The organism is Streptococcus castoreus DSM 17536, assembly GCF_000425025.1.
In the GTDB taxonomy this organism is placed as follows: domain Bacteria; phylum Bacillota; class Bacilli; order Lactobacillales; family Streptococcaceae; genus Streptococcus; species Streptococcus castoreus.
The window spans coordinates 51099-72478 of record NZ_AUKZ01000006.1 but is presented as its reverse complement, the minus strand read 5'-3'; the positions used below and the strand labels follow the sequence as shown (position 1 = coordinate 72478).

The 21380-nt window shown below is 37.7% G+C and carries 17 protein-coding genes; all 17 read right to left on the bottom strand.

The window, feature by feature from the left end; translation table 11 throughout:
* Window positions 1-4 precede the first annotated feature (4 nt).
* Window positions 5-592: a phosphoribosylglycinamide formyltransferase gene (gene purN / locus H346_RS0102735; RefSeq protein ID WP_027969735.1), complete on the bottom strand. Its 588-nt coding sequence runs from the start codon at window positions 590-592 to the stop codon at window positions 5-7.
* Window positions 589-1611 carry a phosphoribosylformylglycinamidine cyclo-ligase gene (gene purM / locus H346_RS0102730; RefSeq protein ID WP_208595718.1) on the bottom strand — a complete coding sequence of 341 codons (1023 nt, stop codon included), beginning with the start codon at window positions 1609-1611 and terminating at the stop codon, window positions 589-591. The genes purN and purM overlap by 4 nt, the downstream gene beginning before the upstream one ends.
* A gap of 119 nt (window positions 1612-1730) precedes the next feature.
* Window positions 1731-3182, bottom strand: coding sequence for an amidophosphoribosyltransferase (gene purF, locus H346_RS0102725; RefSeq protein ID WP_027969733.1), 1452 nt, complete (start codon window positions 3180-3182; stop codon window positions 1731-1733).
* A gap of 137 nt (window positions 3183-3319) precedes the next feature.
* Entirely contained in the window at window positions 3320-7045 is a 3726-nt protein-coding gene (locus H346_RS0102720; RefSeq protein WP_027969732.1) for a phosphoribosylformylglycinamidine synthase, read from the bottom strand.
* A gap of 91 nt (window positions 7046-7136) precedes the next feature.
* Window positions 7137-7862 carry a phosphoribosylaminoimidazolesuccinocarboxamide synthase gene (purC, locus tag H346_RS0102710; protein ID WP_027969731.1) on the bottom strand — a complete coding sequence of 242 codons (726 nt, stop codon included), beginning with the start codon at window positions 7860-7862 and terminating at the stop codon, window positions 7137-7139.
* 156 nt (window positions 7863-8018) lie between these two features.
* The gene (locus H346_RS0102705; RefSeq protein WP_027969730.1) at window positions 8019-8261 is read right to left on the bottom strand and encodes a phosphopantetheine-binding protein; all 243 of its coding nucleotides are present in this window, start codon (window positions 8259-8261) and stop codon (window positions 8019-8021) included.
* Window positions 8254-9261: a phosphate acyltransferase PlsX gene (plsX, locus tag H346_RS0102700; protein WP_027969729.1), complete on the bottom strand. Its 1008-nt coding sequence runs from the start codon at window positions 9259-9261 to the stop codon at window positions 8254-8256. The genes H346_RS0102705 and plsX overlap by 8 nt, the downstream gene beginning before the upstream one ends.
* A gap of 105 nt (window positions 9262-9366) precedes the next feature.
* Entirely contained in the window at window positions 9367-10131 is a 765-nt protein-coding gene (gene recO, locus H346_RS0102695) for a DNA repair protein RecO (RefSeq protein WP_027969728.1), read from the bottom strand.
* 522 nt (window positions 10132-10653) lie between these two features.
* The gene (locus H346_RS0102690; protein WP_027969727.1) at window positions 10654-11616 is read right to left on the bottom strand and encodes a ribose-phosphate diphosphokinase; all 963 of its coding nucleotides are present in this window, start codon (window positions 11614-11616) and stop codon (window positions 10654-10656) included.
* A gap of 179 nt (window positions 11617-11795) precedes the next feature.
* Window positions 11796-12956: a peptidoglycan hydrolase PcsB gene (gene pcsB, locus H346_RS0102685; RefSeq protein WP_027969726.1), complete on the bottom strand. Its 1161-nt coding sequence runs from the start codon at window positions 12954-12956 to the stop codon at window positions 11796-11798.
* A gap of 860 nt (window positions 12957-13816) precedes the next feature.
* Window positions 13817-14428, bottom strand: coding sequence for a 30S ribosomal protein S4 (gene rpsD / locus H346_RS0102680; protein WP_027969725.1), 612 nt, complete (start codon window positions 14426-14428; stop codon window positions 13817-13819).
* Window positions 14429-14649: 221 nt separating this feature from the next.
* Window positions 14650-14925, bottom strand: coding sequence for a Veg family protein (locus H346_RS0102675; protein ID WP_027969724.1), 276 nt, complete (start codon window positions 14923-14925; stop codon window positions 14650-14652).
* Window positions 14926-14941: 16 nt separating this feature from the next.
* Window positions 14942-16300: a replicative DNA helicase gene (gene dnaB, locus H346_RS0102670; RefSeq protein WP_027969723.1), complete on the bottom strand. Its 1359-nt coding sequence runs from the start codon at window positions 16298-16300 to the stop codon at window positions 14942-14944.
* Between the two features lie 28 nt (window positions 16301-16328).
* Window positions 16329-16781: a 50S ribosomal protein L9 gene (gene rplI, locus H346_RS0102665; RefSeq protein ID WP_027969722.1), complete on the bottom strand. Its 453-nt coding sequence runs from the start codon at window positions 16779-16781 to the stop codon at window positions 16329-16331.
* A complete protein-coding gene (locus H346_RS0102660) occupies window positions 16778-18754 on the bottom strand; it encodes a DHH family phosphoesterase (RefSeq protein ID WP_027969721.1) in 1977 nt (658 codons plus the stop codon). Before H346_RS0102660 ends, rplI begins: the two co-directional genes overlap by 4 nt.
* Window positions 18755-18844: 90 nt before the next feature.
* On the bottom strand, window positions 18845-20743 hold the full coding sequence (mnmG, locus tag H346_RS0102655; RefSeq protein WP_027969720.1) for a tRNA uridine-5-carboxymethylaminomethyl(34) synthesis enzyme MnmG: 1899 nt from the start codon (window positions 20741-20743) through the stop codon (window positions 18845-18847).
* A 3-nt stretch (window positions 20744-20746) separates the two neighbouring features.
* Window positions 20747-21211, bottom strand: a complete 465-nt coding sequence (locus H346_RS0102650) for an NUDIX hydrolase (RefSeq protein ID WP_027969719.1) — start codon at window positions 21209-21211, stop codon at window positions 20747-20749.
* Window positions 21212-21380 lie beyond the last annotated feature (169 nt).

Below are 21380 nucleotides of genomic sequence, written 5' to 3'. Positions count from 1 at the left end.
CATCTCACCGGTTACTATTGCGCACATCATTATAAAATAACGATTTCTTTTCTACTCCCAATTCTTGCAACACTTCTGGATAAAGTTGGTACTCCGTTTCGTGGATTCTCTTTTCAAAACTGTTGATTGAATCATCTGCAAATCGTGGCACACGCACTTGTTTAATAATTTGCCCAGTGTCAACACCCGAATCTACCCAATGAATCGTAACACCCGACTGTTCTACACCTGCTTCCCAAGCCTCTTCAATGCCATGTGCTCCTGGAAATTCAGGCAAGTAGGCTGGATGGATATTGACAATACGTCCTTCATAGGCAGCAAGTAAAGTAGCCCCTACAATTTTCATATAGCCTGCTAGACAAACGAGATCAATCTGATGCTCATCAAGCAAACGAACAAGAGCAGCTTCATAAGTAGCCTTATCATCAAATTCATTCAGTTCAAAAGCGTAAGTCAAAACACCAAGTCGTTTAGCACGCTCAAGAACATAAGCATCCTTATGATCTGAAAAGACAAAATCAACCTTAAATTGCTCTGCAATAACTTGGAAATTACTACCAGATCCACTTGCAAAAACAGCTATTTTCTTCATTTAATGACCACACTAGCATCAACCCTTGTCACAATACGACCAAGTTCATAGACAGGCTCGTTAAGGAGTTCTTTGACACGATTCACATTTTCAGCTTTGACAGCCAGTATAAGCCCAATACCCATATTAAAAATTTCAAACATATCAGCATGTTTAATCTTACCGTATTTTTCAAGAACTTTAAAAATTGGTAGAACTGGAACTTTACTTTCATCAATCTCAGCAGCCAAATCAACAGAAAACATGCGTGGCACATTTTCAACAAACCCGCCACCAGTAATATGAGCAACCCCATTAAGCAAACTTGCCCTGATAAGTGGTAATACCGCATTGACATAGATACGTGTCGGCTCTAGGAGCACATCTTTAAGTTTTTTGCCACCAAGCTCAGGTAACATTTCTTCTCCAGTATAATCTGCAAAAATACGACGTACGAGAGAATAACCATTTGAATGAATACCACTTGAAGCAAGCCCCAAGAGAACATCACCTTCTGCTACTTTTGAGCCATCAATAAGCTGAGATTTTTCAGCCACACCCACAGCAAAACCCGCTAAATCGTAGTCATTCTGGTCATACATATCGGGCATCTCCGCAGTTTCACCGCCGATAAGGGCGCAACTTGCTTGAACACAACCTTCTGCTACACCAGCCACAACTTGCTCCAACTTAGCAGGCATATTTTTCCCCGTTGCAATGTAATCAAGAAAATAAAGTGGTTCTGCCCCAGCAGCAATAATATCATTCACACACATGGCAACACAGTCTTGACCGATTGTATCATGTTTATCATATTTAATGGCTAGCATCAGTTTAGTACCCACACCATCCGTCCCTGAAACTAAAACAGGTTCTTTCACACCAACTTTTGAGAAATCAAACAATCCACCAAAGCCACCAAGTGACCCCATAACACCTGCACGTTTCGTACGGGTAACATGCTTTTTGATGCGCTCAACAACTTCATAACCTGCTTCAACATCCACCCCAGATTGGGCATATGCATTCTTTTCTATCATAAACTTTTACCTTTTTCTCTTTAGGGAAATCGCAGAGCTGATGACTTTTGCTCTTCAAGCTCCATCAATTTATTACTTCTATTAGCGTGATTACATTCTTATGACCAAGAAAGCAAATCCTACTTCACTTTCTCAATATAAAAACTCGTTTTTTCTTCTAAACTACGTAGATATTCTTCTTCATAATCGTAAAGAGGGGTCGGATAGGCACCATCAAAATAAGCCACACAAAGCCCACCATTAGGGGCATCCGTTTCTAAACCAATCGCAGCAATCATGCCATCTAATGACAGATAAGTTAAACTATCAGCCCCAATAATGTCACAAACTTCTTCAACTGTATGATTAGCTGAAATTAGTTCTCGCCTAGTTTGAATATCAATACCATAAAAACAAGGGTATTTTAATTCAGGGCTAGCAATGGCTACATGAACTTCTGTAGCTCCTGCTTCACGAAGTAAATGAACAATACGACGTGAGGTTGTCCCTCGTACAATAGAATCATCTATCATCACCACACGTTTCCCCTTGACCACCCCAGACACTGCTGAGAGTTTCATACGAACACCTTGTTCTCGTAATTCTTGAGTTGGTTGTATAAAGGTTCTCTGTGTGTATTGGTTCTTGACTAGTCCCATTTCATTTGGCAAACCAGATTCTTCAGCAAAGCCCATAGCAGCTGATAGAGATGAATTAGGGACACCAACAACGATATCAGCTTGGTGCTGAAATTCTTGCGCCAGCCTTTTTCCCATCCGTTTACGAGCAGTATGGACATTAACCCCATAAATAGTAGAATCCGGTCGCGCAAAATAGACATATTCCATCGAACAAATCGCTAATTGCGTATCAGTCGTGTAATGATCATAAGTTATTCCAGAATCATCAATAATAATAAGCTCTCCTGGCAATACATCACGCACCCATTGTGCCCCAATAACTTCAAACGCACAAGTTTCTGAGGAAACGACCCAAGCACCATTTTTCATTTTACCGATAGAAAGTGGTCTAAAACCATTTGGATCAAGAGCAGCAATTAATTTATTTTCCGTCATTAGAAGATAGGCAAAGCCACCTTTAACAGTATTTAAAGCTTCTTTTACTTTCCCAATAAATTCTGGATGATGACTACGCCGAATCAAATGCATCAAAATTTCTGTATCAGATGAAGCATTAAAAATAGCCCCCTCTCGCTCCAATTCTTTTTTCAAAGAAAGGGCATTAGTCAAATTTCCATTATGACAAAGACCAAATTGGGTATCCGTAAATCGATATAAAAAAGGTTGAATATTATTAATCGAGGCGGTACCTGCTGTCGCATAGCGCACATGACCAATTGCAGCTTGTCCCGTTAACTTTTCTAAATCAGTTTGATTTTTAAACACATCTGATAAAAGCCCTATATTGCGGTGTTGATGCAGGTACCCTTGATCATTTGACACAATACCTGCACCTTCTTGGCCTCGATGCTGAAGACTATGTAATCCAAAATAAGTGACTTGTGCAGCATGAGGGTGACCCCATATTCCAAAAACACCACATTCTTCGTTCAATGACTTTATTTCGTACATTTTTACCTCAATACAATAGCAAACCAAACATATTTTTACAGAACTCTCAGCCTATCACCTTAACACTAAAAGATGGACCCTCTGACAATCTATTACCAACCGTTTTACCCTGACACTTAGAAACAAATACCATAATACTACATCCCTGTGAAATAACGGACAGCTGATTCAAACAACTTCTGATCTTTATTTCCAGGAATATTTTGGAACAACCCCTCTTCAAAACGTTCCGAATGTCCCATCTTACCAATAATCTGCCCATTTTTACTTGTAATCCCCTCAATAGCATGGACAGAACCATTTGGATTGTAAAAAGAACCCATACTTGGCCTGCCATCAAAATCCACATATTGACTAAAAATTTGACCATTGTCACGAAGTTTAGTGAATTCATGTTCGTTAACCACAAATTTTCCTTCGCCGTGTGAAACTGGAATAACGTGAATATCTCCGACCGCTACACCGGCTAACCAAGGCGAATTAGTATTGGCAATTCGTGTTTCAACCATTTTCGCCACATGCTGATTGGCATCATTGTAAAAAAGTGTTGGGCAGTTTGGACTAACTTCTTCAAAATAACCATAAGGGAGCAAACCAGATTTAACTAAAGCTTGAAAGCCATTACAGATACCAATAATAAGACCGCCACTCTCAATAAAATTATCAATAGCAAATCGCACCTTTTGATTGAGTAAGATATTAACAATGAATTTAGCAGAACCATCAGGTTCATCTGCTGCCGAAAAACCACCGGCAAAGAAAATAATGTTTGCATTTTCAATATTAGCAACCATTGTAGCAACAGAAGTTTCAATAGCTTTTTCCGTTAGGGTTACAAATGGCACCAGATTAACTTTAGCCCCTGCTTTTTCAAAAGCTTTGGCAGAATCGTACTCCGAATTCGTTCCTGGAAAGACAGGAATATAAACCACTGGTTTTTCAAGCATTTTATTTGGCTTAACAACTTCTTTTGAGACCACTTTAGGAACATCCGATAAGACACTACTTTGTTTAAATGTTGTCGGGTAGACGGTTTCTAATTTACCTTCAAAAGCTTCAAGAAGCAGTGGACCAGATAAATTGACACCATTGACAAAAAGTGTAAAGTTATTTCCTGTCTCACCAATTTTGACAACACCAGCGATTTCTTCCGTTGATGTAAAAATAAAACCACCCAGTTGAGCTGTCAAGCTACTGTCAATTTCCGTCAATTCTACCGAAGCGCCCAATCGATTTCCAAAAGTTGCAAGTGCTAAAGCTTCCATCACACCACCATATTTAATGGCAATTGCTGATGTTACGTTATGATTAGCCTGAATAGTTGCAAAGGACTCAAAATTTCTTTTGATAAGAGCAAAGTCAATGTCTTTTGCAATAGCTTGGCCTGGAATATAGTAGATATTTTCACCAGCCGCCTTAAATTCTGGTGAAAGCACACAACGACTATCCATTGTTGTTACACCAAAGGCAACAAGGGTTGGAGGTACCGTTAATTCCTCAAAAGTACCTGACATTGAATCCTTACCACCAATAGCTGGCAATCCAAGCTGTAACTGTGCTTCAAATGAACCAAGTAAAGCAGCTACCGGCTGACCAAACCGTTCTGCTTGTTTATCCATACGTTCAAAGTATTCTTGATATGAGAAACGCGCTTTAGACCAATTGGCTCCTGTTGCCACTAAACGTGCAGTCGCTTCAATAACAGCATAGGCAGCACCATGATAGGGTGACCACTCAGCAAGATAAGGATGATAACCTTGTGCAATAACAGAAGCTGTTGTTGTCATACCATGTTGAACAGGCAGTTTTTGAACAGAAGCTTCTATAGGAGTAACTTGATAACGTCCCCCAAGAGGATGATTGACCGTTGAACGACCAACTGAAGCATCAAAAAGTGTCTGAAGTCCTTTTTGACTAGCATGGTTGAGGTCTGATAACATCGCTACCGTATCTTTTTCAAGTGTAGCTGCAGAAGTTACGCGCTTCTCCGGTAAGTCAACAGCCTTGTCAACCACTTTAGCATCAACTACCACACGCACACCATTGCTATCAAGAAAAGAACGCTCAATATCAACAATCGTCTGCCCATTCCAGGTCATGACAAGGCTCGGTTTTTCAGTGACTGTTGCCACCACTACAGCAGTAATATTTTCCTTCTGACAGTCACTAATGAATTGATTCGCATCTTCAGGACGAACGACAACCGCCATACGCTCTTGAGATTCTGAAATGGCAATTTCTGTGCCATTAAGCCCTTGATATTTGAGTGGCACTTTATCTAAATCAATGCTAAGACCATCTGCCAATTCCCCAATAGCAACACAAACACCTCCCGCACCGAAATCATTTGATTTCTTAATGAGACGTGTGGTCTCACCATTTCTAAAAAGACGTTGAATTTTTCGCTCTTCGATGGCATTCCCTTTTTGAACTTCTGCACCAGCTGTCTCCACAGATTCAACAGTTTGAACTTTTGAAGATCCTGTAGCACCACCAATACCATCACGCCCTGTTTTACCACCAAGCAAAATGACCACATCACCAGGTAGAGGTTTCTCACGAATCACATTTTCTTTAGGGGCAGCACCTACCACAGCTCCCAGTTCCATCCGCTTAGCAATAAATCCCGGATGAAAATATTCCTTAACATAAGTCGTTGCAAGACCAATTTGGTTGCCATACGACGAATAGCCATGTGCTGCTGTTTTTGAAATAACTTGTTGTGGCAACTTCCCTTGACGGGTTTCCACTAATGGCATTGTAATATCACCAGCACCAGAAATCCTCATTGCTTGGTAAACATAGGAACGACCTGACAAAGGGTCACGAATAGCACCACCAATACAAGTTGCTGCACCACCAAATGGTTCAATTTCGGTTGGATGGTTATGTGTTTCGTTTTTAAACATAAGAAGCCACGGTTCTTTAATGCCATCAATATCCACCTCAATTTCAACCGAGCAAGCATTAATTTCATCAGACACTTCCATGTCATCTAAACGACCATTGACACGCTCGTGACGCCCAAAAATCGTTGCCATATCCATAAGCGTCTGTGGTTTTTCAGAACGACCTAATTCATTTCGCATAACAATATACTTATCATAGGTTGCCTGTAATTGCTCTTGAAACGCTGAAGCTGAAAAGTCAATATGTCTTAATTCTGTTTCAAAAGTTGTATGACGACAATGATCTGACCAATACGTATCTAAAACTCTCAATTCTGTTTCCGTCGGTACACGTCCAATAGATTCAAAATAACCTTGAATAAAGACAAGATCTTCAACTTCCATTGCTAAACCTTGCTCTACCTTATAGCTAGCAAAATCTTTTACAGTATAAGTTTTGAAAAAATCAAGATTAGGAATAGTTTTATCAGATTCAGAAAATTCCTGACGTCTCACTCCCACAAGAATGTCTTTAAAACGTGAGTCAACTGGATTAAGCAAATAATTTTTAATAGCCTCACAGTCAGTAGCTGAAATATCCTGATTAACTAAATAAAGCTGCGCCGTATTCACTACAACGTCACTTGAACTCCCAAGCAAAAGCAAAGCTTCTTGAGCAGAAGCGGCGCGCTGATCAAACTGACCAGGAATATTTTCAATAGCAAAGAAAACATAGTTAGCCAGATCTTTCATCACATCAATTTCTTCTGAAATAGTGTCTGTCACTTGCTCAGCAAACACATGTTTTTCAGCGATAGCCATCAAATCTTTTGACAAATTGAAAACATCGTACACCTGAAATATCCGAAGCTCTGATAAAGTCTCTAACTGTAAGTGATGTTTCAATTCTTGCATCAATGATCGTGCTTTTATTTGAAAATCAGCCTTCTTTTCAACAAAAATACGTTTATCCATAACTAATTACCCGTCCGATTAGAAATAAGATCCTCTAAAACATTAATCCCAAGCCCGATCCAAATTCCCCATAATATGCTATTAACGGACATCATTCCTTCCCTACTGCCTCATTTAATCCTTGTAATCTATCCAAAACAACTTGGTAAACATCCGTCAAATGACCAAGATTTCGTCGAAAGACATCTTTATCGAAGTGATTACCATCAGCATCCCAAAGTCGACAATTATCCGGCGAAAATTCATCAGCTAAAATAATATTGCCATCCTTATCAAATCCAAATTCCAATTTAAAATCAACCAATTGAAACCCAATTTGAGCAAACCAAGCTTTTAGATAACCATTAATACGGCGAGTTTCTTTCTTAATATGAGCAACATCGTCAACACTAGCAAGATTTAAAAAGCTGATATGTTCATCATTAATGAAAGGATCATCCAATTCGTCCTTTTTATAATAAAATTCGATAATTGGTTCTGCCAACACTATGCCCTCAGCAACTCCAAAACGTTTTGAAAAAGAACCTGCTGCAACATTTCGTAACACAACCTCTAAAGGAATAATGGTCACTTTTTTATTTAATTGTTCGGTTTCTGACAATCGTTTAATAAAATGAGTCGCAACACCAACCGCATTCAATCTCTCAAAAATCAAAGAAGAAATGTGATTCGTTAAAGCTCCTTTACCAGCAATCGTCTCTTTACGAACCCCGTTCAGCATGGTTGCTTGATTCTTGTAAACCGATAAAATCACATGTTCGTCATTTGTGGCATAGATATCTTTTGCTTTACCTGAATAAATAATTTGATTAGGCATCATATTGTTCGTCTTTCTTTTTGTTTGAATAAAGAATATCATAATAAAATTTATTATTCAAGTTTTTTATTGACAATAACTCCATTTTTGAACAAAACGTTCGTATTTATTGAATGGCAAACATCAAAAAAAGAGCCTACGCTCTTCTAATAACCACTAACCTAAACGTTTGACCAAGTAATCTAGCATATCTCCCATAGACACCATACCATCAACATCTTCATCTGGAATGGCTATATGAAATTCATCTTCAATATTAATCACAAATTCAACTAGTTCAATCGAATCAACAGCTAAATCGTCCTTTAAATGAGTACTTTCTGTAATCGTCATTTCTAAATGACTTCTTTGTTTCCTAATTAAAACAATCAATCTTTCAAAGATAGCTTCTCTAGTCATTGTTTTCGGCCTCCTTAGCAAATTCAGCAACTAACTGTCCAACCACATCGGTTTCTAGCATGGTACGAACCTGTTTGATTGTAGAGAAAATGGCTTTAGTATCACTTGAACCATGTGATTTAACAACAGGAGCTTTTAAACCAAATAATACAGCACCACCAGCACTAGAATAATCAAGAGATTCCTTCATCTCATAAAGACTCTCTTTCAATAGTAGGGCCCCCATTTTTGCTTTAATACCGCCCGATTTAACAACCTGCCTTAATTGCCCCATAATGCTAATTGCAGTTCCTTCCATTGATTTCAAAACAGCGTTCCCTGTGAAACCATCAGCAACCACAACATCAGCAACTCCTGACATTAGTTCACGTGCTTCAACATTACCAACAAAATTTAACCCACTATCTGCACTCAAAAGTTTATAAGCTTCCTTACGAAGCGGATCTCCCTTAGTTGCTTCAGTACCATTGTTCAACAAGCCAACACGAGGAATTGTAATACCACGTACATTCTTGGCATAAAAAGAACCTAAAATAGCGTATTGATGTAAATGCTCTGCTGTATTTTCAGCATTAGCACCAAGATCTAACATATCAAAACCTTTACCATCCATAGTTGGCATCGTTGACAAGAGACCAGGACGATCAACACCTTTAATACGACCCACAACAAATAACCCCGCTGCTAACAAGGCACCTGTATTCCCAGCTGAAAGAATTGCATCTGCTCGTCCTTCCTTAACAGCTTTAGCAGCTAAAACCATTGAAGCATTCTTTTTACGACGAATAGCTTTTGCCGGCTCATCATCAGAATTAATCTTCTCATCAGTATGGATAATAGAAACGCGATCAGATTGCACAAGATAAGGTTCAATCTTTGCTTGCTCTCCATAAAGTTGAATCTGAATATCTGAAAAGGCTTCTAGCGCTTGATTAACTCCCTCAACAATAGCTTTAGGGGCATTATCACCGCCCATCGCATCTATTGCAATTTTCTTCATCCTTGCTCCTTTGACTCTCTATTCTTTACACTATATCCCCTACAAATAACGTCATTATTATAACATATTCTAACAACAATTCCCATAAAAGGAGGATTCAAACAGCTATTCGTTTCGTTTCATAACATCTCCCCATTTACCCAAATCATCAATAAAGGTTTTGCTTTTCAGATGAAGACCTACATAATTATGGTACAAATCATCAATGAAATAGCGAAGTTTCTGCTTCATGTCCACATTTAAAGAAATGGTCCTCAATTCATCAAACTGAATGGTTTGAAAACGATCCAACAAATAAATAACATTGGGATCCAAGTGATTGCGACAGTCATCTTCATGGTAATGTTTAGGACAAAGCGCTCCCGAATAACGATAAGAAAAATCAAACGGAACCCCTACACAATGACAAAAGGCACACTCATGAAAGTTAAGTTTAACCCCAAAACGCTCTAACAGTTGAACTTCAAAGATATTTGTTAAAACTTCATAATCTAAGCCTTCTTCCATTAAGTCAAGAGTCTTTTTTAAAAAAGCAAATAAGTGAGGATCAGACTCATTATCTGGAATAGCCGCATCCGCTAAAGCCAATACATAACTAGCATAAGACAACCGAAAAAGGTCTTCATTAATATGACGGTAACGATTCGCCTGATTGTAATCAGCAATATAGGAAAGACCTGATTCATTAATTTTTAACATAAAATCAGCAACTGTCAAAGGTTGAATCACAGAAGCAACCTTTGAACGACTAATATGTTTCACGAAAAACATTCGTTTCCCTGCCGTTTCAGTAAATATTTTGACCAATTTATCATCCTCACGATAATTCCTATTATAGAGAATGATCCCAAATGATTCGTTTAATTGCATACTTCTCCGCCAAATAATTTCTAATACTCGCTCAAAAACACCGTTAACATCTTCATATAGCTACATTATACCCAAAATAAGGAAAAATGACATGACTAACACTGGAAAAAACCTACATGAAAGGATCTCACCATCATGTTGATAAACTTTATATCAACCATTTGATTAACCTATTTCCACTTAATCCATTCATTTTATCATCCCATCAATGATTATAAAAAACTCACTCGCTAATCACTAAACTATAAGAAATATCAGATTAGTCAAGCCATACTGGATCAGTATTCACTAGGATACCACCCAATTCTTTCCCATAAACAAGCCCCGTATATGGCAAAGCACCTATCATACTATCCTGATAATGGTGTATCCGTTAAAGCTTACCAAAGGTTTAAATACCTTACCCTATTTTGACTGACTATATCTAATATATCAGATCAACGCCGTTTTGGTCTCAAAACAACCTTGTAAAAATGATAAGAAAAAACCCGAGACTTACTGCCTATCTCAGGTTTGTCATTATTATTTCCCCATTTCAAACAAAGGTGATAATGGCCGCTTTTCATGAATACGAATAATAGCTTCCGCAATCAAATCAGCAATTGAAATTTGCTCAATTTTATCAATCAAACGTTCTTCCGGAAGGTAAATGGTATCAAGAACAATCAATTTCTCGATAGCTGATTTTTGAATATTATCAAGTGCGGGACCAGAAAGAACAGGATGCGTACAAGAAGCATAGACAGCTATCGCTCCTGCTCCGGCAAGAGCATCTGCTGCATGACAAATCGTACCAGCCGTATCAATCATATCATCAATTAAGATACATTTCTTACCTTCAACATTACCAATGATATTCATGACTTCACTTGTATTCATTTTATCCACACTACGGCGTTTATCAATAATTGCAATTGGCGTTTGGAGGAATTGTGCCAATTTACGAGCACGGGTCACACCACCATGGTCAGGACTAACAACAACAACGTTTTCACCAACTAAACCATGACGATAAAAATAATCTGCAATTAATGGAGCACCCATCAAATGGTCAACAGGAATATCAAAAAAACCTTGGATCTGAGCCGCATGTAAATCAACCGTTAAAAGACGATCAACACCAGCAACCTCTAACATATTAGCAACCAACTTGGAAGTAATCGGTTCACGTGAACGAGCTTTACGGTCTTGACGCGCATAACCATAGTAAGGCATAACAACTGAAATTTTTTCTGCACTCGCACGTTTTAAGGCATCAACCATAATCAAAATTTCCATCAAATTGTCATTAACAGGTGAACTCGTTGATTGTAAAATAAACACGTGATGCCCACGAATTGACTCCTCTATGTTAACTTGAATCTCACCATCTGAAAATTGACGAACAGTAGATTTACCAAGCTGAATCCCCATTGCCAAAGCAACCTTTTCAGCTAATTCCTTGTTTGACGATAATGCAAACAATTTTAAATCAGAATAAGACATTTTTTCCTCCAGAGTTTTAATCCTATACCATTTTAACGTTTTTTAAATAATTTTTCAATGAAAATAAAAAGTAAGGAAGATTTCCTTACCCTAGTCATTAAAAAAGAGAAGATCATTTTAGTCTTCTCGAAATATTGACTTACCATCAACCATAAAAACTGATAATAAGTTAATCGTTATCAACGTGGATAGATAAATGAGACACCTGAAGGATTAAACAAACCACGATGATCAGCGATATACTGCTTACCAGCATAATTTGACTCCATAACACGAATGCTTGATGCACTTTGAACTTCGACAACAACAGCAACGTGACCATAGCCACCATCATTCCAAACCGCAATAGCTCCGACCATAGGTGTTGAACCTACAGTATAACCAGCTGCTTGTGCACTAGCTGCCCATTGTCCACCATTACCCCAGTTATTCCCAGCCCAAGGAGCTAACGATTTAGCACCCCAAGTACACTGACCTACTGGATACGTATTTTCACCACTATAGACTGTTGGAGTTGATACAGGACTTGCTGCTGACACAGGTGTTCCAGAAACCATAGCCGCTGGCGCAATTGCTGCTTTCGCAACTTCGACCGATGCTTTGACTTGTGCAGTCTCTTCTGCAGCTTTAGCTTTCGCAGCTTCTTCTGCAGCTTTAACCTGTGCCGCTGCTTGCTCTGCGGCTGCCTTTTGAGCAACTAATTTTGCTTTTTCATCTTCAGCAGTTGCTAACTGAAGAGCTAAATCTACTTTCGCAACTTCCAAATCAGCTTGCTGAGTACGTAATGTGTTTTTGATTTCTTCAATCATTCCAGCATTTACTGCAACCGTATTAATAGCCTCTTGGTTAGCTGTTTGTTTTTGTTCAAGGGAATCTTTATCAGCTTTTTGCTGCTCTAACATTTTTGCGTTAGCAGATACTGCTCTGTTAATAGCGACCAATCGCGTAACAACATCAGAAATTGACTTAGAATTTAAAAGTGCATTAACATAACCTGAAGCTTCGTTATTTTTATAAGCACTACGAGCCTGATTTTTTAACTTTTCATTACGAGCAACAATTTTACTTACAAGATCTTGGATTTCTTTTGCAAATTGTCTTGATATTTCCTCAAGCTCTTTATTTTTTTCTGCTAATTTATCTTGTTCAGATTGCAACGAACCAACCTGAGATTGCAATGCCGAAACTCGACTTTTTGCAGCCTGTTGCTCAGCATTAAGAGTTGAGATCTTTGAATCCTTTTCTGCAATTTTTGCACTTAATTCGTCTGCCCCAACCGTTGTAGCTGCTCCAAGGGTCACACCACTTACAAGAACTGCTGATAAAATTCTTTTTTTCATATTAAAAGATTACTCCTTTTCGATAAGACATCTTATATTTTACCAAAAAAACAAGCATTTAATGTTACGCATTTGTTACAGTTATATGTAATAATCAATAAAATCCTTAAATGAAACCGCTTAAAAAGTGATAAGCTAGACTAAAGCTAAACCGATCAGAAAATAACTTGCAACCACTGAAACTAAAAAATTTTAAAAATTAAAAAACAATAACCACCTATTTGGACATCTATTTCCCATAACTAACCTTATCCACAACTTTAATCAGTCAGTCCTGACTTTTCCACATGTTAATAACTCAATGATAAATGCTTCCTTTATTCTATGACTTTCAACATAACATTTGAGTCACACCCAGATAGGATAGTCTCTACACCCCAAATTCTGTTTTAATGTTTATTCTTTAATTGAATTAGCTTAAAAAGTCCCCGATGACCTCCTACAATGAAGAAAAACGATCAAACCCTTACATCGTTAAAAAACATGCGAAGCACTTTAAGAGTGCAACAGAATTACTCAGAATAAAAAAACTCTAATATCAAAATAATGCAGAATCTAAACATTCTGAACGTGCTACCTTAGAGCATTCGCCTAATCACGACCATACCGGTGCAGATACATCTAAAGCATTTGATGCTTTTGGGAAAAGAAGTGACCAAGGAAAAACCTTCAAAATTTAAACCTTTTTTACGATAGTCCTTTACAAAGTATGTAAATTACTACTAGGACATGCTACTAAAAAGCCATCTCTTATTTCGAAACGGCGGTAAATTCATTGTAACTAATTAAAATTTTTATTCCACATTTTACACTTCAAAAAAAGCCTATTAAATAGGCTTTTAAAGTGTTTAATCTTAAAATTAAAGCATTTTGTTGTAGAATTCAACGACAAGCGCTTCATTGATTTCTGGATTAATTTCATCACGTTCTGGAAGACGAGTCAATGACCCCTCCAATTTTTCAGCATCAAATGACACAAAAGCTGGACGTCCAAGAGTTGCTTCAACAGCTTCAAGAATAGCTGGAACTTTAAGTGATTTTTCACGAACCGAAATCACTTGACCTGGAGTTACACGGTATGACGGAATATCAACACGCTTACCATCAACTAAAATGTGTCCATGGTTAACGAATTGACGCGCTTGACGACGAGTAGTTGCAAGACCTAAACGGTAAACAACATTATCAAGACGACGCTCTAGAAGAACCATGAAGTTGAAACCAAGCGTTCCTTCTTTAATCTTAGTAGCTTGTACGAACAAGTTACGGAATTGTTTTTCACCTAAACCATATGAAAAACGAAGTTTTTGTTTCTCAGCAAGTTGCAAACCATACTCTGAAAGTTTACTGCGATTGTTAGGACCGTGTTGACCAGGTACGTAGTTACGGCGTGCCAACTCTTTGCCTGTACCTGTAAGAGACAAGCCGAGACGGCGTGATTGTTTCCATGATGGACCAGTATAACGTGACATATTTTATGTCCTCCTCTAATTAAATATTGAGGAAATAACCGTTTGAAAAATCCTGATTCGTGCAGAGAGTTTTCACCTAAACAGCAAAGGTTACTCAATTTAGATAACCACCTGTTGACGAGCTTCATATTTTCCTGCTGCTATTTCACACGAAGTTTATTATAGCACACCTACCTGCTGATGTAAAGAGATTCCTTTAATAAAAAAGTCCTATCGGGCTGCTATTCGTCAAAATAGCGGATTAACGTTTTCTCAGTCAAAATGTCTGAATAAGTATATGATTCTACGTAGGAATTAGTAATAGCTCCGCGATTATCTGAACGATCATTATATTCAATAATAAATAAGGAGCTGTAAACTTCAATTAATCTACCAACTTTATTTTTTTCACGTTTACGACCATTTTCAAGCGTTAATTCAACCAGTTGCCCTTCATGGGCTTTGATTTCTTCTTTAATTTTCTTCATTTTTGCTACATCCGCAAATGCATCACTCATTATTATTTCCTCTTCCTTATCTTTCCTCAAACTGGGCTATGGTTGAAAACTTATTGTATTCTTTTTGAAACATCAGTTTGACCGTCCCACGTGCACCAGCCCTATTCTTCTCAAGGATAACTTCAATGGTATTATCTTCAATAGTTTCTTCCTCATCACTTTCTTTACGATAGTAATCATCACGATATAAGAAAGCCACAATATCCGCATCTTGCTCAATAGACCCAGATTCACGAATATCAGACAGAACAGGTCGTTTATCTTGTCTTTGCTCAACACCACGAGAAAGTTGACTAAGCGCAATAACAGGTACTTTTAACTCCTTAGCTAAAATTTTCAGCTGCCTTGAAATATCAGAAACTTCCTGTTGACGATTTTCGGGCTTCGTTCCAGTAATAAGCTGAAGGTAATCAATAACAACTAAACCTAACCCTCCATCAACTTCTTGGGATAGTTTACGTGCTCTTGCACGAATTTCTGTAATTTTAATACCAGGAGTATCATCAATATAAATCGGTGCTTCTGCTAAGGCACCTTGTGCAATGGTCACATTATTCCAATCCTGATCAGTCAATTGACCTGTTCGTAAACTATGAGAATCAACCATTCCTTCGGCTGCTAACATACGGTCAACCAGACTTTCTGCTCCCATCTCTAGAGAAAAAATAGCAACGGCTTTTTTTTGCTTGGTTCCAACATTTTGAGCAATATTAAGAACAAAAGCTGTCTTACCAACCGCTGGACGAGCCGCAAGAATAATTAATTGATCTGGGTGTAAACCTGTTGTAATCCTATCTAGATCCCTAAACCCTGTCGGTAAACCTGTAACATCTGATGTCTGCTTAGATCGAGCCTCTAGACTCTCATAATTAATCTTTAAGACATCAGAAATTTTACGAAAACCACTTCGATTGCTGTGCTCATTTATCTCAACTAAAGCCCTTTCTGCACTAGCAATAATATCTTCAGAATCAGAAGCCCCCTCGTAAGCCAAGTTGACAGTATCTGTCAACCTAGCAATAATATCACGAAGCATTGCTTTTTCAGCTACAATCTTAGCATAGTATTCTACATTGGCACTTGTAGGTACACTGTTAACCAATTCAACAATGTAGGATAGTCCACCAATATTCTGCAAATCTCCCTGAGTGTCAAGAATAGTCCTCACAGTTGTTGCATCAATGGCATCATTACGATCGCTGAGGGTAATCATTGCTCGAAAAATAATTTTATGAGAATATTTGTAAAAATCATCTGGACTGATAAATTCTCTGACAACAATTAACTTATCTGGCGAAATAAAAATTGAACCCAACACAGACTGTTCCGCCAGTAAATCTTGGGGTTGAACTCTTAATTCTGCTATTTCAGGCAACCTCAACACCTCCAAATCTTGTTAATAACTATGCTTCTGTGATGACTAATTTAATATCAGCTGTGACTTCCTTATGTAACTTAACAGGAACTTCAATCAGACCAATAGCACGAATCGGATGGTCTAAAATAATATGACGCTTGTCAACTTTTAAACCAAACTGTTTTTGTAACTCTTCAGAAATCTTTTTAGTAGTGATAGAACCAAACGTACGCCCATCGGGACCAACTTTTTCTTGGAATTGAACACGTGTTTTCTCATTATCTAAAACATCTTTCACAGCTTTTGCTTCTGCTAAAAGTTCTGCTTGTACTTTTTCTTCTGCTTTTTGCTTGCCTTTTAATTCACCAATACTCTGATTAGTCGCTTCTTTAGCTAACTTTTTCTTGATGAGGAAATTTTGGGCATAACCTGTTGGAACTTCTTTAATATCCCCTTTTTTACCTTTTCCTTTAACATCTGCTAAAAAAATAACTTTCATGACTCTACCTCTTTCGTTTCTTTCATTGTACTATCAATTGTTTCTAATAGTAATTGCTTAGCTTGAGACAGGCTAATATCTACTAACTGACAAGCTGCTAGATTAAAGTGACCCCCGCCACCCAATTTTTCCATCAGACGCTGAACATTAATCTTACTATGACTCCTAGCAGAGATCGCAATCTTATCTGGCTCAGTTTCAACCAGTACAAAACTTGCTTCTATGTGCGCCATTGATAAGAGCGTATCCGCAGCCTTACTAGCAATGACATTACTGTAAAGATTGCCACTATTGCCAGCTGCAACAATTATACTATCTCCCAAACGCTCTCCCCTTAGAATGATTTCATTAATGTGTTTGTATTCATCAAAATCAGTTGCTGAAATGGTCTGAATTTCTACACTATCACTCCCTTTACTTCTCAAATAGCTTGCAACATCAAAGGTACGGCTGGTTACTCGAGTAGAGAAGTTTTTAGTATCAAGCATAATGCCAGCCATCAATACACTCGCCTGAATTCTACTCAAACGTTTTTTAGCATTCTGAAACTGGATTAACTCTGTTACTAATTCTGCTGCGCTACTTGCACCACTTTCAATGAAGGTCAAAATAGCATTTTCAGGGAAGTCATCATCTCTTCTGTGATGATCAACAACAATAACATCATCGAATTGTTCATAAAAATCTCTAGACAAAGTCAAGGAAATTTTAGAATGGTCAACCATAACCAAAAGAGACCTAGACGTCACCAAACCCATAGCCTGTGAAATACTAATTAAACGTGTTTTCCCATCAGCCTGTAATCGCTCAATAGCTCTTTCAATGTCTGGACTCATCTCATCAGGATTGTACACAGCAAAGCTATTTTCAATAATATTACTTGCAAAAAATTGCATCCCAACAGCAGACCCTAAAGCATCCATGTCAAGCTTTCTATGCCCGACAATAAAAACATTATCCACCATCTTAATGCGATCTGAAATAGCTGTCATCATAGCCCGAGTACGTGTTCTTGACCGTTTAACCGTTGAAACAGAACCACCTCCAAAATAGATTGGATTCGTATGATCAGCATTTTCACGAATAACAATTTGATCCCCTCCACGAACAAGAGCAATATTAAGATTTTCAAGGGCCACCTGTCCAATTTGACTATGTTGCTCCTCACCAAACGAAATTCCCATACTAAGGGTTAATGGTCGCTGAGCCTCCTGAGCTTCCTTGCGGAATTTTTCCAAAATAGAAAATTTATCATTCATTAATTCTTTTAGAACTTTGAAATCTGTAAAGAAATAATAGCGATCCATATTAACACGCCGATAAAATATCTGCTTTGATTCCATAAATTCATCAATGAAATTAGCTACAAATGAGTTAATTTTGGAAATGTCCGCATCAGATAAATCATCTGTAATATCATCATAGTTATCAACCGAAATAATACCAACAACTGGCTTTAACATACTAACATCAGTTGATTGTCTATTTCCTACAAAACTATCAAAAAAGTAAAAGATTCCAGACGCCACATCAACATAGGAAGTATATTTATTTCCGGAAACTTCAAACGTTTGAGAAATATCTCCATGACGTTTCTCAGCAAGAATCTGCTGAATCAAGTGATCTTGTAAAACTCCATTTTCATTGGTAAAAATCAATTCTGCGTAAGGATTGTACCACTCAATAGCATTAGTCTCTTGATCAAATTGAACAACCCCAACAGGCATTTTGTCTAAAAGTGTTTTCAGATTATTTTCTGTCTGTTCATTTAAAAGTTCAATATGGTCTAAATCCGATAATTCATAAACTTCTTTTTGATACCAAAGAAGTACGACAACAAATAATAACACGAGAAAAATAGCTGCTAATACCAGCATTTTTGATTGTATGATTCTAACACAAAGTGCCAAAAATCCAAATAAAATCAAGCCCATCATAATTAAATGAATGGTTTCAAAACGAAATCTTTTCATCCTTTAACCTCTTAAAGGATCATTATACCATAAAACAGTCCTGAAATACAGAACTGCTAATTGCTTTGAGATTACAATTTTATGACTAGTTTAGCGCTTACGGTAAGCTTTGCCATTTCCTTCTAAATAAACCATCAAAATACTAATATCTGTCGGATTAACCCCTGAAATACGACTAGCTTGCCCAATCGTTTCAGGGTTAATTTTCTTAAATTTTTGACGAGCTTCGGTTGCGATAGAGTCAATAGCATCCCAATCAATATTAGTTGGAATTCGTTTTTCTTCCATACGCTTCATTTTAGCCACCTGATCATGGGCTTTCCGAATATAACCTTCATACTTGATTTCTATTTCCAAAAGCTCAATAATCTTAGGATCTAATTCTCCAGTAGCTGGTCCAACAAAAGAAACAGCTGTCGCATAGTCAATTTCAGGACGACGCATAAATTCTTTGGCTGTCATGGCATCCGTTAGAGGTTTAAATCCAAGTTCTTTGACACGATCATTCGTTGCTTTAATAGGTTTTAATTTGACACTATCTAAACGTTTTAACTCACTATCAAACTGATTTTTCTTGATTTCAAAGGCATGCCACCGTACATCATCAACTAAGCCAATCTGACGACCAATCTCCGTCAAACGCATATCGGCATTATCATGACGTAAAATAAGACGATATTCAGCACGTGAGGTCAGCAAGCGATAAGGCTCCAAGGTCCCTTTAGTTACCAAATCATCAATCATCACACCAATATAAGCATCGCTACGCTTCAAAATTAATTCTGGTTTCCCTTGGACTTTGAGAGCTGCGTTAATCCCAGCTACAATTCCTTGTCCAGCAGCCTCTTCATAACCAGATGTCCCATTGGTTTGACCAGCCGTAAAAAGCCCTGAAATCAGTTTAGTTTCAAGGGTGGCACGTAATTGATGGGGCAATACAATATCGTATTCAATAGCATAACCAGTTCGCATCATTTCAGCCTTTTCAAGCCCTTTAATCGAATGAATTAAGTCTTTTTGAACATCTTCTGGAAGACTGGTTGATAAACCTTGAACGTAAACTTCTTCCGTATCACGTCCCTCTGGTTCTAAAAATAATTGATGACGCTCTTTGTCAGCAAATCGAACAATTTTATCTTCAATAGATGGACAGTAGCGAGGACCAACCCCTTTAACAATACCAGAGAACATCGGTGCACGATAAAGATTCCGGTTAATAATATCATGACTCGTTTGATTTGTATAAGTTAACCAACATGGAATTTGATCTTTGAGGTAATCGTCATCTTTGGATAAAAAAGAAAAATGATTTGGTTTATCATCACCTGGTTGAATTTCGGTTTGCTCATAATCAATAGATGATGCCTTAACCCGGGGAGGGGTACCTGTTTTAAAACGACCCATTTCTAAACCAAGCTTTTTCAAATTATTTGCCAAAGTCACGGAAGCCAAACTATTATTAGGACCAGAAGAATATTTTAATTCTCCTAAAATAATTTCCCCCCTAAGAGCCGTTCCTGTTGTTACAACAACAGCCTTCGCTGCGAATTTCTGACCTGTTGCGGTTAAAACACCAATGACTTTACGGTTCTCAACCAAAATGTCATCAATCATCGTTTGACGAAGGGTCAAATTCTCTTGTTTTTCAACCGTATGTTTCATTTCACGCGCATATAACATTTTATCAGCTTGAGCACGAAGCGCACGAACGGCAGGGCCTTTACCTGTATTTAGCATTTTCATCTGAATATAGGTTTTATCAATATTCTTACCCATTTCACCACCAAGAGCATCAATCTCACGGACAACAATACCTTTTGCCGAGCCGCCAATCGAAGGATTACATGGCATAAAAGCAAGCATATCAAGATTGATTGTAGCAAGTAATGTTTGACATCCCATACGGCTAGTTGCCAAACTCGCCTCAACACCAGCATGTCCTGCTCCTATAACAATAACATCATAACTTTCTGTAAATTCATGTGTCATTCTTTATCCGTTCTCCTTACTGTCTATATTTTTAAAATGTCTCAACTTACCATCCCAATTCTTGAGTTCTTTTTTCAAAAAGGAGGGGTTAAGGTTGATTTTATCAAGATCCTTTAAAGCAACCCATTCACAAATTCTCGCTTCCCCACCTTCAATTATGGTCTCTTGAGGTTTAGAAAGAGGACTAACTAGGTAATGAAATTCTATCTGATGATAGCTGATCTCGTTCAACTTAAAAAGATTTTCCACCACAAAAGCTAATGTATCCACCTTAATCTCAACCCCCACTTCCTCCATGATTTCTCGGCGAACAGCGTCTTCTGCCAATTCCCCAATATGAATAGCTCCACCTAATAGATAATAGGCGTCATTAGGAGATTTAGCCAGAAATATTTTTCCATCTTTCATCATCAAAGCTGATGCCCGAACACCAAAATTCTGATTATCACTCTTAGTTCTAAAATCCATATAATCTCCTTTTAGATACAAAAAAGAGTCAAAACCCTAGAAAATTGCAAGCCAAAAAACTTACAATCCCCATGAGCTTTGACCATCATGAACACAACTGCCTTAAGTTTAACAAATTTTAGATGATTTTTCAATTATCAATCGGTCTAATAACCGTTTATTTCGACCA